The organism is Variovorax sp. P1_H12_2 (assembly GCF_056405335.1).
Genome location: NZ_JBFUCI010000112.1, coordinates 1 through 15,452, shown reverse-complemented (window position 1 = coordinate 15,452; position 15,452 = coordinate 1). Strand labels below are relative to the sequence as shown.

The 15,452-nt window shown below is 67.1% G+C and carries 17 protein-coding genes and 3 tRNA genes; 12 read left to right on the top strand and 8 right to left on the bottom strand.

Translation table 11 applies throughout. The features are described 5' to 3' along the window. The first annotated feature begins 33 nt into the window (after window positions 1-33). Window positions 34-663 (top strand): glycerol-3-phosphate 1-O-acyltransferase PlsY, encoded by a 630-nt coding sequence (gene plsY / locus AC1D2K_RS13810; RefSeq protein WP_478089396.1) that lies wholly within the window; start codon window positions 34-36, stop codon window positions 661-663. Between the two features lie 10 nt (window positions 664-673). Continuing rightward, the gene (locus AC1D2K_RS13805) at window positions 674-1,024 is read left to right on the top strand and encodes a RidA family protein (protein ID WP_478089394.1); all 351 of its coding nucleotides are present in this window, start codon (window positions 674-676) and stop codon (window positions 1,022-1,024) included. A 254-nt stretch (window positions 1,025-1,278) separates the two neighbouring features. Here AC1D2K_RS13805 and AC1D2K_RS13800 read toward each other — a convergent pair whose 3' ends face one another. Together AC1D2K_RS13800 and AC1D2K_RS13795 are read right to left on the bottom strand one after the other, a co-directional pair. Beyond that, the gene (locus AC1D2K_RS13800; RefSeq protein ID WP_478089393.1) at window positions 1,279-1,896 is read right to left on the bottom strand and encodes a retropepsin-like aspartic protease family protein; all 618 of its coding nucleotides are present in this window, start codon (window positions 1,894-1,896) and stop codon (window positions 1,279-1,281) included. A gap of 125 nt (window positions 1,897-2,021) precedes the next feature. Further along, complete coding sequence (locus tag AC1D2K_RS13795; RefSeq protein ID WP_478089392.1) at window positions 2,022-2,507, bottom strand: YajQ family cyclic di-GMP-binding protein; 486 nt, start codon at window positions 2,505-2,507, stop codon at window positions 2,022-2,024. A 76-nt stretch (window positions 2,508-2,583) separates the two neighbouring features. Between AC1D2K_RS13795 and murB the strand changes: the two genes are divergently transcribed. Beyond that, the gene (gene murB / locus AC1D2K_RS13790) at window positions 2,584-3,636 is read left to right on the top strand and encodes a UDP-N-acetylmuramate dehydrogenase (protein ID WP_478089391.1); all 1,053 of its coding nucleotides are present in this window, start codon (window positions 2,584-2,586) and stop codon (window positions 3,634-3,636) included. Between the two features lie 125 nt (window positions 3,637-3,761). Here murB and argG read toward each other — a convergent pair whose 3' ends face one another. The 4 genes from argG to AC1D2K_RS13770 form a co-directional block, all read right to left on the bottom strand. Further along, entirely contained in the window at window positions 3,762-5,099 is a 1,338-nt protein-coding gene (gene argG, locus AC1D2K_RS13785) for an argininosuccinate synthase (protein WP_478089390.1), read from the bottom strand. Between the two features lie 15 nt (window positions 5,100-5,114). Then, complete coding sequence (gene ppnP / locus AC1D2K_RS13780) at window positions 5,115-5,438, bottom strand: pyrimidine/purine nucleoside phosphorylase (protein ID WP_478089389.1); 324 nt, start codon at window positions 5,436-5,438, stop codon at window positions 5,115-5,117. A gap of 127 nt (window positions 5,439-5,565) precedes the next feature. After that, window positions 5,566-6,147, bottom strand: a complete 582-nt coding sequence (locus tag AC1D2K_RS13775; protein WP_478089388.1) for a hypothetical protein — start codon at window positions 6,145-6,147, stop codon at window positions 5,566-5,568. Between the two features lie 81 nt (window positions 6,148-6,228). Beyond that, window positions 6,229-6,582, bottom strand: a complete 354-nt coding sequence (locus AC1D2K_RS13770; RefSeq protein ID WP_478089387.1) for an ArsC family reductase — start codon at window positions 6,580-6,582, stop codon at window positions 6,229-6,231. A 34-nt stretch (window positions 6,583-6,616) separates the two neighbouring features. Here AC1D2K_RS13770 and folC point away from each other — a divergent pair, with 34 nt between their 5' ends. The 9 genes from folC to AC1D2K_RS13725 all read left to right on the top strand — a co-directional run bounded on the left by folC (window position 6,617) and on the right by AC1D2K_RS13725 (window position 13,902). Then, the gene (gene folC, locus AC1D2K_RS13765; protein ID WP_478089395.1) at window positions 6,617-7,924 is read left to right on the top strand and encodes a bifunctional tetrahydrofolate synthase/dihydrofolate synthase; all 1,308 of its coding nucleotides are present in this window, start codon (window positions 6,617-6,619) and stop codon (window positions 7,922-7,924) included. A gap of 69 nt (window positions 7,925-7,993) precedes the next feature. Continuing rightward, complete coding sequence (locus tag AC1D2K_RS13760) at window positions 7,994-8,863, top strand: SPOR domain-containing protein (RefSeq protein WP_478089386.1); 870 nt, start codon at window positions 7,994-7,996, stop codon at window positions 8,861-8,863. A gap of 14 nt (window positions 8,864-8,877) precedes the next feature. Next, on the top strand, window positions 8,878-9,363 hold the full coding sequence (locus AC1D2K_RS13755; protein WP_478089385.1) for a CvpA family protein: 486 nt from the start codon (window positions 8,878-8,880) through the stop codon (window positions 9,361-9,363). 12 nt (window positions 9,364-9,375) lie between these two features. Then, complete coding sequence (gene purF / locus AC1D2K_RS13750) at window positions 9,376-10,875, top strand: amidophosphoribosyltransferase (protein ID WP_478089384.1); 1,500 nt, start codon at window positions 9,376-9,378, stop codon at window positions 10,873-10,875. Window positions 10,876-10,883: 8 nt separating this feature from the next. Further along, the gene (locus tag AC1D2K_RS13745; protein WP_478089383.1) at window positions 10,884-12,107 is read left to right on the top strand and encodes an O-succinylhomoserine sulfhydrylase; all 1,224 of its coding nucleotides are present in this window, start codon (window positions 10,884-10,886) and stop codon (window positions 12,105-12,107) included. After that, window positions 12,104-13,492 (top strand): glutamate--tRNA ligase, encoded by a 1,389-nt coding sequence (gltX, locus tag AC1D2K_RS13740; protein WP_478089382.1) that lies wholly within the window; start codon window positions 12,104-12,106, stop codon window positions 13,490-13,492. Before AC1D2K_RS13745 ends, gltX begins: the two co-directional genes overlap by 4 nt. A 33-nt stretch (window positions 13,493-13,525) precedes the next feature. After that, window positions 13,526-13,601, top strand: a tRNA-Ala gene (locus AC1D2K_RS13735). A 78-nt stretch (window positions 13,602-13,679) separates the two neighbouring features. Continuing rightward, window positions 13,680-13,755, top strand: a tRNA-Glu gene (locus AC1D2K_RS13730). Between the two features lie 70 nt (window positions 13,756-13,825). After that, window positions 13,826-13,902 (top strand) — tRNA-Asp (locus AC1D2K_RS13725). A 105-nt stretch (window positions 13,903-14,007) separates the two neighbouring features. Here the strand turns inward: AC1D2K_RS13725 and AC1D2K_RS13720 are convergent. Together AC1D2K_RS13720 and AC1D2K_RS13715 are read right to left on the bottom strand one after the other, a co-directional pair. After that, window positions 14,008-15,141, bottom strand: a complete 1,134-nt coding sequence (locus AC1D2K_RS13720) for a hypothetical protein (protein ID WP_478089381.1) — start codon at window positions 15,139-15,141, stop codon at window positions 14,008-14,010. Further along, window positions 15,138-15,452, bottom strand: a 315-nt coding sequence (locus AC1D2K_RS13715; RefSeq protein ID WP_478089380.1) for a DUF4224 domain-containing protein, incomplete at its 5' end; no start/stop codon positions are given. The genes AC1D2K_RS13715 and AC1D2K_RS13720, both read right to left, overlap by 4 nt.

Genomic DNA, 15,452 nt, shown 5'->3' with positions numbered 1-15,452 from the left:
CGGTTGCCTCGACCGGAGGCGTCCGGAGACACCGTGAGTTCCTATTTCCCCTCGTTGATCGCGATCGTCCTGTCCTACCTGCTGGGATCGCTGTCCTTCGCCGTGATCGTCAGCAAGACGCTCGGCATGGCCGACCCGCGCAGCTACGGCAGCAAGAACCCGGGCGCCACCAACGTGCTGCGCTCGGGCAACAAGGGCGCCGCGCTCACGACGCTGCTGCTCGACGCGCTCAAGGGCTGGCTGCCGGTGTTCCTGATCCAGCAATTCGGGGCCGCCTGGGACATGGGCCCCGGCACCGCGGCGGTGGCCGGGCTGGCTGCTTTCCTCGGGCACCTCTACCCGGTGTTCTTCGGTTTCCAGGGCGGCAAGGGCGTGGCGACCGCGGCCGGCGCGCTGTTCGGCATCAGCCCGCTGCTGGGCCTGGCGACCGGCGCCACCTGGCTGATCATCGCGGTCTTCTTTCGCTATTCGTCGCTGGCCTCCATCGTGGCGGCGTTCTTCGCGCCGGCCTACTATCTGATCGGCGGCCAGATCGCCTGGCCACTCGATCTCGTGGTGCTGCTGGCGCTGGTGTCGATCAGCCTGTTGCTGGTCTGGCGTCATCGCGAGAACATCCGCCGGCTTGCCGCCGGCACCGAGTCCAGGCTCGGATCCAAAAAATAGGAAACAACCCATGGCCACCATCCAGCGCTTTCATGTCGGTCCCCGCCTCAGCGAGACCGCGGTCCACAACGGCACGATCTACCTCGCGGGCCAGGTGCCCGACGACCTGTCGCAGGACATCCGCGGCCAGACCGCGCAAGTGCTGGCGATGGTCGACCGTCTGCTGGCCGAGGCCGGCAGCGACAAGTCGCGCATCCTGATGACGCAGATCTTCCTCTCCGACATCACGGACATCGCCGCGATGAACGAGGTGTGGGACGCCTGGATCCCGGCCGGCAACACGCCGCCGCGCGCGACCGTGCAGGCCGCGATGGCCAAGCAGGGCTACAAGATCGAGATCGTAGTCACGGCCGCTGGCTGAGCTCGCCTCCAGGTTGCCCGACACTTCGTGTCCGGGCGCCCACCTCCTGCCGGGGGCGCAGTCAGCGGCCCGGCGAAGCCGGTTCCGCGACTGCCCACGAACAGGCGGGCGCTGCGCGCGGCGCCTCTCATCTATCGGCCGGCGCAGCCAGGCCCGTTGGTGAAACACCGCGAAACCGGCTTCGCCGGTCCGCTGGTGTTGCCCCCGGTAGGGGGTGGGCGGGCTACACGAAGTGAGCCCAACCTGGGGGCGAGCTAGAACCGTTTTTCCAGGACCATCTGGTCGGCGTCGCGCCGCATCGAGAAGCGGCTGATGAAGCTGTTGCCCAGCAGGATGTAGGGCATCGGCTGCTCCGAGACGATGGCCTCCACGTCGTAGACCTCGACGTCGCCGACCCGCACCGAGGCGAGCCGCAGGCGATAACCCGGCGCGATGCCGTTGGCGGTGTTCATGCGCACCGGCTGGCCCTTGCTGAAATCGAGTCCGATGCGCTGCGCGTCGGCGGCCGACATCGCGACGGTGGTGGCGCCGGTGTCGAGCATGAAGCTGACCGCGCGGCCATTGATCGCGCCCTGCGCCATGAAATGTCCGCCGCTGCTCACCGGCAGCACGATGCGGGTGCCGCCGCCCCCGGAGCCGCCGTTGCCGCCGATGCTCACCGGCGTGTCCATGCGCAGCGCGACGCGCTTGCCGCCGGCCTCGACCGTGGCCTGTTCGCCCTGCAGCGACACCAGTTTCACGCCCTGGAAGGCCTCGCCGACGGCCAGTGTCTTGGGCGCCCCGCCGTTCACGATCAGGATCGCGCGGCTGCCGATGGTGCCGGTCAGCGTCACCGACTGGGCGTGCGCGAAGGTGCAGGCTACCGCAAACAAACCGGCCGCCACGACGCGGATGCAGTGCGAGGGATACCGCGGAACCGGCTTTGCCGGGCCGCTGGTATCGCCCCCGGCGAGGGGGTGGGCGGCTACACGAAGTGAGCCAACCTGGGGGCGAGCCATCAGTCGCGGAAATTGTTGAAGGAGAGCGGCATGTCGGGCACGTCCTTCTTGATGAGTGCCATGGCCGCCTGCAGGTCGTCGCGCTTGGCGCCGGTGATGCGCACCGCGTCGCCCTGGATCGCGGCCTGCACCTTGAGCTTGCTGTCCTTGATCAGGCGCTGGATCTTCTTCGCGGTCTCGGACTCGATGCCGTTCTTGACCTTGATGACCTGCTTGACCTTGTCGCCGCCGATCTTCTGGACGTCGCCCTTGTCGAGGAAGCGCACGTCGACGCTGCGCTTGGTGAGCTTGCTGCGCAGGATTTCCTCCACCTGCACGAGCTGGAACTCGGCGTCGCCGATCATGGTGATTTCCTTGTCCTTGAGATCGACCGCGGCGGCGGTGCCCTTGAAGTCGAAGCGCGTGCCGATTTCCTTGGCGGTGTTCTCGACCGCATTCTTGACCTCGGGCAAGTTGGGTTCACAAACGGTGTCGAAAGACGGCATGAAGGCTCCGGCAGCAACAAAAAAAGGAATGCGCCGCGCGCAGTGTCGCGCGGCGTGCGAATGAGACAATTCTCCCATGATCGTGGAGCACAACGTACCGCTGCAGCAGCACAACAGCTTTGGCATCGTCGCGCGCGCCCAGCACCTGGTGCGCATCACCGGCGAAGCCGACGTCGCGGCGCTGCTGGCCGACGCGCAATGGCGCGATGCGCCCAAGTTCGTCCTCGGCGGCGGCAGCAACATCGTGCTGACCGGTGACGTCAAGCCGCTGGTGCTCAAGGTGGAAATCAAGGGCTTGCGGCTGGTCGAGGAAAGCTCCAAGGCCTGGATCGTCGAGGCCGGCGCCGGCGAGGTCTGGCACGACACCGTGCGCTGGACGCTCGACCAGGGTTTTCCGGGCCTCGAGAACCTGGCGCTCATCCCCGGCACCGTGGGCGGTTCGCCGGTGCAGAACATCGGCGCCTACGGGGTCGAGCTGCAGGACCGCTTCGAGTCGCTCGATGCCATCGACCTGCAGACCGGCCGCGCCTTCACGCTCGATGCCGCCCAGTGCGCCTTCGGCTACCGCGATTCGGTGTTCAAGCACGTGGCCAGCGGCGACAACGATTTCGGGCTCGCGGGCAGGGCGTTGATCACGCGGGTGCGCTTTCGGCTGCCCAAGCCGTGGAAACCGGTGCTCGGCTACCTCGACCTCGAACGCAAGATGGACGAAACCGGCAATTTCACGCCGAGCGCGATGGACATCTTCGACTGGATCTGCGCCATCCGCCGCGCCAAGCTGCCCGACTGGCGCGTGCTGGGCAACGCCGGCAGCTTCTTCAAGAACCCGACCGTGACGCCGGAGCAGTGCGCCGACATCATTGCCCGCGACCCCAAGATCGTTCACTACCCGATGGCCGACGGCAGCATCAAGCTGGCGGCCGGCTGGCTCATCGATGCCTGCGGCTGGAAAGGCAAGTCGGTGGGCAACGCCGGCGTCTACGAGCGCCAGGCGCTGGTGCTCGTGAACCGGGGCGGCAAGGCCAACCCGGTCACGGGCGGTGAGGTGATGACGCTGGCCAAGGCGATCCAGACCAGCGTCTACGAGCGCTTCGGGATCCGGCTGGAACCAGAGCCGGTCGTGGTCTGATCGCCGGCCGCGCGCAGCGCCGGCCCCCTCGCGAAACACCGCGGAACCGGCTTTGCCGGGCCGCTGGTGTTGCCCCCGGCAGGGGGTGGGCGGGCTACACGCAGTGAGCCCAACCTGGGGGCGAGCTACTTCTCGTCGTTCTTCAGTTGGGGCAGCGACGCGCCCTGGCTGGTCGACAGCAAACCCGTCTGCGTGTAGATCGCCAGCTTGTCGCGCGTGTCGATGATGTCGAGGTTGCGCATGGTCAGCTGGCCGATGCGGTCGAGCGGCGTGAACGCGCCTTCGACCTTTTCCATGCTCAGCCGCTCGGGCTTGTAGGTCAGGTTGGCCGAGGCGGTGTTCAGGATCGAGTAGTCGTTGCCGCGGCGCAGCTCGACCGTGACTTCGCCGGTGATCGCGCGCGCCACCCAGCGTTGCGCGGTCTCGCGCAGCATGATGGCCTGCGGGTCGAACCAGCGGCCTTGATAGAGCAGGCGGCCCAGGCGGCGGCCGCTTTCGCGGTACTGCTCGATCGTGTCCTCGTTGTGGATGCCGGTGATCAGGCGTTCGTAGGCGATGAACAGCAGCGCCAGGCCGGGCGCCTCGTAGATGCCGCGGCTCTTGGCCTCGATGATGCGGTTCTCGATCTGGTCGCTCATGCCCAGGCCGTGGCGGCCGCCGATGCGGTTGGCTTCGAGCAGCAGCTCGACCAGGCTCGGGTACTCGACGCCGTTGAGGGCGACCGGGCGACCGTCCTCGAAGCGCACGGTGACTTCTTCCCGCTTGACTTCGACTTCGTCCTTCCAGAAGGCGACGCCCATGATCGGCTGCACGATCTTCATGCCGCTGTTCAGGTGCTCGAGGTCCTTGGCCTCGTGCGTGGCGCCGAGCATGTTCGAGTCGGTCGAATAGGCCTTCTCGGTCGACATCTTGTAGGCGAAGCCGGCCTTCTGCATGAATTCCGACATCTCGGTGCGGCCGCCGAGTTCGTCGATGAAGGTCTGGTCCAGCCAGGGCTTGTAGATCTTCAGCGCCGGGTTGGTCAGCAGGCCGTAGCGGTAGAAGCGCTCGATGTCGTTGCCCTTGTAGGTGCTGCCGTCGCCCCAGATGTGGACATCGTCCTCCTTCATCGCCGAAACCAGCATGGTGCCGGTGACCGCACGGCCGAGCGGCGTGGTGTTGAAGTAGGTCAGGCCGGCCGTGGTCACGTGGAAGGCGCCGGCCTGCAGCGCGGCCAGGCCTTCGGCGGCCAATTGCGTGCGGCAGTCGATCAGGCGCGCTTTCTCGGCGCCGTAGAGCATCGCCTTGCGCGGGATCTCGTCGTAGTCGGGCTCGTCGGGCTGGCCCAGGTTGGCGGTGTAGGCATAGGGGACGGCGCCCTTGTTGCGCATCCAGTGCAGGGCCGCGCTGGTGTCGAGGCCGCCCGAGAAGGCGATGCCGACCTTCTGGCCGGCGGGAACGTTCTGGAGGATGGTGGAGGACATGCTCGGATTTCCGGTTCAGCCGAAGTGGCAGATGTAGCTGTAGGGCTCGCCGCTGACGCGGATCTGGAAGCTGGAGTTGCCGGGCACGCTGAATTTCTCACCCGCGCCCGAGGCCACCCATTCGCTGCTGCCCGCGAGCAGGTACTCGCAGCGGCCGCCCGCGCCTTCCATGATCTCCGGCGCGCCGGTGTTGAAAGTCAGGGTCGACGGCAGGATCACACCCACCGACTTCTTGCTGCCGTCGGCCAGCGTCAGGTTGTGGCTCACGCATTTGCCGTCGAAATACACATTGGCCTTGGTCGAGACCGTGGCGCTCTGGAGGGATTCGGTAGTGCTCATGGGTAGGAGGGGCTGGCGCGGGTGGCGCTCGGCAGGTTGCGGCGCGCCTTGGCAGGCGCGCCCGTGCCTCAAGTTGCAAAGCCCGTGATTTTAGGCTCGCCGGCCGGCCGCCGGATCGACACCGCGATCAGCGCCAGCGGCCGCCGCCCCAGCCGCGCGAATAGCCGAAGCCCAGCGAGATGCCGATCGGCGGGTAGGCGTAGGCGGGCGCGGGGTAGTAGGCCGGCGCCGGGTAGTACGAGTACGCGGGCTGCACATACACCGGGGCCGGGGCATAGACCTGCGCCGGCGGGGCGTAGACCGTCGGCGGGGGGGCGCCGCGGCCCGACACCACGATGCCCGGTTCGGGCACCACGTTGCTCCAATCCGGCTGCTGCTGCTGCTGCTGCTGCTGCAGTTGCTCCTGCGGGGCATAGGCGGGATTCGCCGCCAGTTGAGACTGCGGTGCCACCGGCGAAGGGGTCGCGATGCCGTAGGCGCCGGCGTCGACCCAGATGCTGGCGCCGGGCGGGGTGTTGACGCGCGTGTTGTATTGGCGGCCCGCGTACTCGTAGGTCACGTTGTAGCGGATGCTGCCGTTCGATTCGGTGACCGGCGAGGTCGAGATCACCCGCGCCTGCACCTGTTCGGCCTGGGCCAGTGTGGCGAATCCGGCCAGGGCGGCCAGCAGGGTCAGGGCGGATACGGTGCGAATGGTTCTTGTGGTCATGTCAAATCTCCTGAAATCCCGGGGCGGGGGGCGCTTCGCGCAAGTTCGTTGGAGGCCCATCGGCGCCCGGGGTTCAATGATTTACAAAGCGTGGCCATTCCACTCGTTGGCGTCGAACCCGGTCGTAACGTCCCGGCCGGCCCCCCAGTTGACCACCGGGCGCTTGATCAGGCTCGGGTTGGCGAGCAGGACGGCGCGGGCCGAAGCCGCATCGACCACCGACTCCCGGGTGGCGTCGTCGAGGCGCCGCCAGGTGGTGCCGCGGCGGTTGACCAGGGCTTCCCAGCCCGGTGCGGCGAGCCAGCGGTCGAGTTCGGTCTCGGGCACGCCGTCCTTCTTGAAATCGTGGAAGCGGTAGGCGACGTTGTGGTCGGCCAGCCAGGCGCGGGCGCGTTTGACAGTGTCGCAGTTGGGGATGCCGTAGAGGGTTGTCATCCGGCGATGATGCCCGCGGCCCCGGTCGGCGACAATTCCGGGCTCCATGAAAACCCTAGAAGACTGGCTGGCACACGCCGAGCACCTGCATCCCAAGAACATCGAACTCGGGCTCGACCGGGTCCGCGCGGTCGCCGTGCGCCTGGGCCTGGCCTTCGACTGCCCGGTCATCACGGTGGCCGGCACCAACGGCAAGGGCTCGACCTGCGCGATGCTCGAGTCGATCCTCACGCACGCGGGCTACCGCACCGCGGTGTTCACGTCGCCCCACCTGGTGCGCTTCGAAGAGCGGCTGCGGCTGTCCGGCGAGGCGGTCGACGGCGCCGTGCTGGCGCCGTTCTTCGAGCAGGTGGAGCAGGGCCGCGGCGACATCGCGCTGACCTACTTCGAATTCACCACGCTGGCGATCCTGCTGTGCATGGCTGCAGCCAGGCCCGACGCCGCGATCCTAGAGGTCGGCCTGGGCGGGCGGCTGGATGCGGTCAACATCGTCGATGCCGACTGCGCCGTCATCACCAGCATCGACCTCGACCACATGGACTTCCTCGGGCCCGACCGCGAGAGCATCGGTTTCGAGAAGGCCGGCGTGATGCGCGCCGGCCGGCCCGCGATCGTCAGCGACCCGGTGCCGCCGCAGAGCGTGGTCGACCATGCCGAAGCGATCGGCGCCGACCTCTGGCGCGTCGGCCGCGACTTCAACGTGATGGGCGATCAGCAGCAATGGGGCTGGAGCGGACGCGGCCGGCGCTACAGCGGGCTGGCCTACCCGGCCCTGCGCGGCGCCAACCAGCTGGTCAACGCAGCCGGGGTGCTGGCGGCGCTCGAATCGCTGCGCCAGCGGCTGCCGACCACCGCCCAGGCGGTGCGCAACGGACTCGCGATGGTCGAGCTGCCCGGGCGTTTCCAGATCGTTCCGGGCGAGCCGGCGCTGGTGCTCGACGTCGCTCACAACCCGCATGCGGTGGCCGCGCTGGCCGAAAACCTCGACGCGATGGGCTTCTATCCGACCACGCACGCCGTCTTTGGCGTGATGGCGGACAAGGACGTGGGGCCGATGTTCGCGCGCATCGGGCCGATGATCGACCGCTGGTACTTCACCGACCTGCCGACCGCGCGCGCCGCCAGGGCCGACGACCTGATCCTGCGCTGGCAGGCGCAGAACAAGCGCAGCGACGTCTCGGCCAGCGTCCACGGCGCGCCCATGGAGGCGCTCCAGGCGGCCATCGATCGCGCGGACCCCGCTGATAGAATCGTCGTCTTCGGATCGTTCTTCACCGTGGGTGGTGTGCTCGAGCACGGAACACCCCGTCTGGGAGCCAGGCACCTGTCTCCCGGCTCCTGAAACAGCCTGATTTCCGGCGCCTTCTTCCCGTTTCAACCGCACGCTGCACCCATCAGGAAAACGAATTTCATGGCGTTCTTCAAGTTCCGCACACGCGGTCCTCAGGGCAACGAAGGGCGAAGCGCCGTCGCCGCCGCGCCGGCGGAGAGCATCGAAGCGATGCGGCGCCGCGCGCGGCACCGGCTGCTTGGCGCCGCCGTCCTGGTGCTGGTCGGCGTGATCGGATTCCCGCTCCTGTTCGACACCCAGCCGCGCCCGATCTCGGTCGACATCCCGATCGAGATCCCTGACCGCACCAAGGCCAAGCCGCTGGCCCTGCCGACGCCCCCGGCGCCGGCCGCCGCCAGCACCGACAAGCCGGTCGCCGCGGCGCCCGCATCTTCGGGCGGCGGCATGATCACCGAGACCGCCGACGGCACCGAGATCCCGCCGGGCAAGCTGGCATCGGCTGCGCCGGTCGCCGAGACCCGCTCCGACCCTGTGCCCGACAAGCCGGCGCCCAAGGCCGACGCCAAGCCCGAAGCCAAGCCCGAAGCCAAGCCGAAGGCCGAAGCCAAGACCGAGCCCAAGCCCAAGCCCGAACCCAAGCCCGAACCCAAGCCCGCCGCGCCGAAGCCGGAGTCGGCCGACGACGCGGCCCGCGCCCGCGCGCTGCTGGAAGGCAAGCCCACCGCCGTGGCCGCCGCTGCCGCCAAGCCCGACGACGACAACGGCCGCTTCGTGGTCCAGGTCGGTGCCTTCGCGGACGCGGACAAGGCCCGGGAAGTGCGCCAGAAACTTGAAAAAGCCGGGCTCAAGACCTACACCTCCGTGGCGAAGACGGCCGATGGCGAGCGCACGCGTGTGCGTGTCGGCCCCTTCGGCTCGCGGGCCGAGGCCGACCGGGCCGCGGGCAAGGTCAAGGGCTTGTCTTTGTCGGCCGCCGTCCTCAGCTTGTAGGCTCGCTGACCGACGTGGCCACGCTCGACTGGATTGCCGTCGCGCTGCTCGTGGTGTCGATGCTGCTGGGCCTGGTGCGCGGACTGGTGTTCGAGGTGATCTCGCTGGCGGGCTGGGTGGTGGCCTTCGTGGCCGCGCAGTGGCTGGCGGAGGACGTCGGCCGCTGGCTGCCCATCGGAGACCCCGAAGCGAGCTGGCGCTATGCGGCCGGTTTCGTGCTGGTGTTCGTGGGCGTGGCCTTCGGCGTCGGCTTGCTGGCGGCGCTCACGCGCAAGCTGGTCGCGGCGATCGGGCTGCGGCCGGTGGACCGGATCCTCGGCGGCATGTTCGGCGTGGCCCGCGGCGCGCTGGCGCTGCTCGCGGTCGCGGTGGTTGTTCATTTGCTGGCGTTGAGCGACAGTGCCTGGTGGCACGAATCGCACAGCGCCATTGTTCTCGATGCGGCATTGCAGGGCCTGAAACCCGCGCTGCCTGAAAAGTTGGCAAGCTACCTGCCCTGAGAGGATCGCTTCATGTGTGGAATCGTCGGCGTTGTCAGTAACGCTCCCGTCAATCAACTGCTCTACGACGCTTTGCTGCTGCTGCAGCACCGCGGCCAGGATGCCGCCGGCATCGTCACGCTGCTGGAGCGCAAGTTCTTCATGCACAAGGCCAAGGGCATGGTGCGCGATGTCTTCCGCACCCGCAACATGCGCGGCCTGCCCGGCAACGTCGGCCTCGGCCAGGTGCGCTACCCGACCGCCGGCAACGCCTACAGCGAGGAAGAGGCGCAGCCTTTCTACGTCAACGCGCCCTTCGGCATCGTGCTGGTGCACAACGGCAACCTCACGAACGCGCATGCGCTCAGGGCCGAGCTGTTCTCCACCGACCACCGCCACACCAACACCGAGAGCGACTCCGAAGTRCTGCTCAACGTGCTGGCGCATGAGCTCGACCGCGCCACCCGCGGCGGCATGCTCAATTCGGCCACCGTGTTCGAGGCGGTGCGCAGCATGCAGCGGCGCCTGCGCGGCTCGTATGCGGTGGTGGCGCTGATCGCCGGCCACGGCTTGCTGGCCTTCCGCGACCCGTACGGCATCCGTCCGCTCGCGATGGGCCGCAACGCCGACGGTACCGTGATGGTGGCCAGCGAATCGGTCGCGCTCGAAGGCTCGGGCCATGTGTTCGAACGCAACATCGCGCCCGGCGAGGCGGTCTTCATCGACCTGCAGGGCCAGGTGCATGCCGAGCAGTGCGCCGACGCTCCGTCGCTCAATCCGTGCATCTTCGAGTTCGTCTACCTGGCGCGGCCCGACTCGGTGCTCGACGGCATCTCGGTCTACCAGGCGCGGCTGAACCTCGGCGAGACGCTGGCCAAGCGGGTGGTCTCGACCGTGCCGCCGAACGAGATCGACGTCATCATTCCGATTCCCGAATCGAGCCGGCCGAGCGCGACGCAACTGGCGCACCTGCTGGGCATCCCCTACCGCGAAGGCTTCGTGAAGAACCGCTACGTCGGCCGCACCTTCATCATGCCGGGTCAGGGCGTGCGCAAGAAGTCGGTGCGCCAGAAGCTCAACGTGATCGCCAGCGAATTCAAGGGCCGCAACGTGCTCCTGGTCGACGACTCGATCGTGCGCGGCACCACCAGCCGCGAGATCGTCCAGATGGCGCGCGACGCCGGCGCCCGCAAGGTGTACCTCGCGAGCGCCGCACCGCCGGTGCGCTACCCGAACGTCTATGGCATCGACATGCCGACCAAGGACGAACTGGTGGCGCACGACCGCACGGTCGAGCAGATCCGCGAAGTCATCGGTTGCGATGCGCTGATCTACCAGGACGTCGACGCGATGAAGCGCGCCATCGGCTCGCTGAACCCCAAGCTCGACGGCTTCGACGCCTCGTGCTTCGACGGCGTGTATGTCACCGGCGACATCGACACCGAGGCCATCACGCGCATGAACGGCAGCCGTCCGCGCATCGAGGAAACGGAGGAAGACTCCTCCCGCCTCGCGCTGCCCAACCTCAGCTGAAAGCGACCGTGACCGACCGATCCCTGCCCCCCGGCCTGCACCGCGACACGCTCGCGGTGCGCACCGCGCTCGAGCGCAGCCAGTACGGCGAGAACTCCGAGGCGCTGTTCCTCACCAGCAGCTTCGTGCAGCCCGATGCCGAGACTTCGGCGCGTCGTTTTGCCGGCACCGAGGAAGGCTTCACCTACACCCGCACCTCGAACCCGACCGTGGCCAGCTTCGAGCACCGCCTGGCTGCGCTCGAAGGCACCGAAGCCGCGATCGGCGCATCGAGCGGCATGGGCGCGATCCTCATGATGTGCATGGGGTTGCTCAAGGCAGGCGACCACGTGGTCTGCTCGCGCTCGGTGTTCGGTTCGACCTTGAACCTGATCGGCCGCGAGTTCGGCAAGTTCGGCGTCGAGACCACCTTCGTCTCGCAGACGGACGTCGCCGAATGGAAGGCCGCGATCCGCCCGAGCACCAAGCTGCTGTTCGCCGAAACGCCGACCAACCCCCTGACCGATGTCTGCGACATCCGCGCGCTGGCCGATCTCGCGCACGGCGCGGGGGCGCTGCTGGCGGTCGACAACTGCTTCTGCTCGCCGGCGCTGCAGCGCCCGGTCGAGTTCGGCGCCGACCTGGTCATTCATTCGGGCACCAAGTACCTCGAAGGCCAGGGCCGCGTGCTGGCCGGGGCGATCTGCGGCTCGGCCAAGCTGGTCAACGAAGTGTTCGCCCCGGTGGTGCGCACTGCGGGCATGGCGCTGTCGCCCTTCAACGCCTGGGTGGTGCTCAAGGGTCTCGAGACGCTGGGCATCCGCATGCAGGCGCACTGCGCCGGCGCGCTGGCGCTGGCGCAATGGCTCGAAGCGCAGCCGGGCGTGGCGCGCGTCTACTATCCCGGGCTGGCTTCGCATCCGCAGCATGAACTGGCCATGCGCCAGCAGTCGGGGCAGGGCGGGGCGGTGGTGTCCTTCGACGTCCGGGCCGACGGCCCCGAGGCCGCGCGCGCCAATGCCTTCCACGTGATCGACAGCACCCGTGTGCTGAGCATCACGGCCAACCTCGGCGACACCAAGACCACCATCACCCATCCGGCCACGACCTCGCACGGGCGCCTGTCCGAAGCGCAGCGGCAGGCGGCCGGCATCGGTCAGGGCCTGATCCGCGTGGCGGTCGGGCTGGACCACATCGACGACATCAAGGCCGACCTCCTGCGAGGTCTCGGTGGCCTGAGTACCCCTGCATGACACAGAAGACCCGCACCCGATTCGCACCGTCCCCGACCGGCTTCATCCACCTCGGCAACATCCGCTCGGCCCTCTATCCATGGGCCTTCGCACGCTCCACGGGCGGCGACTTCATCCTGCGCATCGAGGACACCGACGTCGAGCGCTCGACCCAGGCCGCCGTCGACGTGATCCTCGAAGGCATGGCATGGCTGGGCCTCGACCATGACGAGGGCCCGTTCTACCAGATGCAGCGCATGGACCGCTACAAGGCGGTGCTGGCCGGGATGCAGGCCGCGAACCTCGTCTACCCGTGCTACATGAGCATGGCCGAGCTCGACGCGCTGCGCGAGAAGCAGATGGCCGCGAAGGAAAAGCCGCGCTACGACGGCACCTGGCGGCCCGAGCCCGGCAAGACACTGCCGCCGGTACCCGAAGGCGTGCAGCCGGTGCTGCGCTTTCGCAACCCGCAGGGCGGCGTGGTCGCATGGGACGACAAGGTCAAGGGCCGCATCGAGATCGGCAACGACGAGCTCGACGACCTCGTGATCGCGCGGCCCGACGGCACGCCGACCTACAACTTCTGCGTCGTGGTCGACGACATCGACATGGCGATCACGCACGTGATCCGTGGCGACGACCACGTCAACAACACGCCGCGCCAGATCAACATCTTCCGCGCCCTCGGCAAGGAGCCGCCGGTGTATGCGCACCTGCCCACCGTGCTCAACGAGCAGGGCGAGAAGATGAGCAAGCGCAACGGCGCCAAGCCCGTGACGCAGTTCCGCGACGAAGGCTTCCTGCCCGAGGCGATGGTGAACTACCTCGCACGGCTGGGCTGGAGCCATGGCGACGACGAGATCTTCTCGCGCGCGCAGTTCGTCGAGTGGTTCAACCTCGACCACCTGGGCCGCAGTGCGGCGCAGTTCGACGAGACCAAGCTGCGCTGGGTCAATGCGCAACACCTGAAGGCGATGGCCGACGATGCGCTGGCGCCGCTGGTCGCTGCGCAGTTGCAGACGCGCGGCATCGTGGCCGACGAGCGCTTGCCCGCGATCTGCGGCCTCTTCAAGGACCGCTGCGACACCACCGTCGCGCTGGCGGGATGGGCTGCTGCGTTCTATGCCGATGTGAAGGCGAGCGATGCCGATCGCGCGCAGCATATTTCTGATGCGGTGCGCCCGGCAATCGCCGAACTTGCGGATAAACTATCGGCCGTCGCCTGGGACAAGGCAGCAATCGCATCGGCCATCAAGGAAGTACTGGTTGCGCAAGGTCTCAAGATGCCGGCATTAGCCATGCCGGTGCGAGTGCTCGTGATGGGCACGCCGCAGACGCCCTCTCTCGATTCGGTCCTCGCGCTTTTTTCTCGCGAAACTATTTTGAAGAGATTGAAGGAGGCCTGATTTTCAGGCTATAATTTGAGGCTCGACACCCAGGGGGGTATAGCTCAGCTGGGAGAGCGCTTGYATGGCATGCAAGAGGTCAGCGGTTCGATCCCGCTTACCTCCACCAACATGGTGTCGAGTAGAAGATTTTTGAAGTTGGTTTTGAAGTAACAAGCGCTGATCGCAGCGCGGTTCCTAAGGTTTTGACCCTATCGTCTAGAGGCCTAGGACACCACCCTTTCACGGTGGCTACCGGGGTTCGAATCCCCGTAGGGTCGCCAGTTTCACTGCAAGGTGAAACCGGCACAAGTCGCAGCACTTGGCTCCTTTTGGAGTGAACGTTGTCTACCAGGAGTGGTAGTTCAGTTGGTTAGAATACCGGCCTGTCACGCCGGGGGTCGCGGGTTCGAGTCCCGTCCACTCCGCCAGATAAAACCCCTTGTGAGTCAACGACTTGCAAGGGGTTTCCTCTTTCTGGCCTGCCTAAATAGTCAGCACGCATGCTCGTCAGATTCCAAACTTTGGAATTTGGCTCATCGCGCGGGCTTGGCGACTCGCACCCGGCGACGGTCGTAGATCTGCCGAACCATGCGCTCCGAGGTGTGCATCGTCGCCTCCATCACGTCGCTGTCGCCGCGACCCATCTTGTCGCTCACGCCTTTCGGTCGGCAGTCCTGCAGGCTGAACGGTCGGAACGCTTCCTTCTCCTCTGCGGCCTGCTTCACGCACTCGGCCATCAGTTTCGACAGCGTGGCTTTCCAGCCGCCTTTGGTGTATTTCTGCCCGTTGAGGTTGCCGAACACGTACCAGGCGCCGGCCAGCTTGTGGCGCTTCACGGCCAGAGCGTCGTCGATCGTCGTGCGCAGCTCGGGGCTCCACTCGATCAAGCCGTGCTGCTCGTCCTGGCCCTTCTGCCTTTTGGCGCCCGTCCAGACGATGCCTTCGTCCTTGATCTGGTCCCGGGTGAGCGCGCGCACTTCGACTGATCGGCRCACGCAAAGGTACGCGGTCTTCAGAGCTAGCGCGACGATGAGCCGCGAGCTGCCGAGCTTTCGACCCAACCGCACGGCCAGGTCGATCTCGTAGTCGGTCACGTAGCGGCTGCTCTTCTTGGTTGCCAGCTTCTCGACGCCGTCAAAGGGGTTCACATCGACCACGCCGACTCGGATGCCGTACTCGAGGATGGTGCGCATGAGCGCGATCTCCTTGTTGGCCTTCTCTGGGCGGGGCCGCGGCTCCTTGGTCTTCGGATCGATGGCGCGCTCTGCGGCGTCGAGGTAGGCGTAGGCGTCGGCCTTGATCAGGTCGGCAACCAGCATGATGCCGAACGCCTCCTTCAGCTTGGCTGCCTCGCGGCGGTTTTCCGTCAGTGTCGATTCCGCGCGGCGGCTCTCGCTGGTGAGCTGCTTCGACTCCTGCCACTTGAACCACGCATCGATCAATGCCTCGACGGTGCCCTCGCTAGGCCTGCCGCGGGCAATCTGCCCGGCCTGCGTGATGGCCTTGCTTCGGAGTTCGGCGATCTGAGCGCGGTCGGTGATCGGGCACGAGTAGCGAAAGGCCCACTCGCCCGAGACCGACTTCATGCCGATTGAATAGATGCGCACGCCCCGGCGTTCGTAGACGCGGAAGGGGAGGCCATCTGGCTTGTCTCGGCGGCGAATCATGCTGCTCCCAGCATGAAGTCCAGGCGCGGGCCGCTGCGGCGCTGGCCGGGAATCGGTGCTCCAGTCATCTTGGCATCGAAGTATGCGCGAGCGATCTGAGGGCGCCCCTTGGCGTCGGTCTCATGGATCCAGTTCCGCTTGTCCAGCCAGCGGCGTTGCCCTGACGCCGTCTTCGCGCCGGTGAGAGCGGCGATTTCCTCGCGGGTTAGCAGGACGCTGGCCACTGGCGGGGTGAAGAGGATGGGTTCCTTCATACTGGTGCTTTCAATCGGAGTTTTCATGACGGCGAGGCAAGACAAAACATTTGCGCT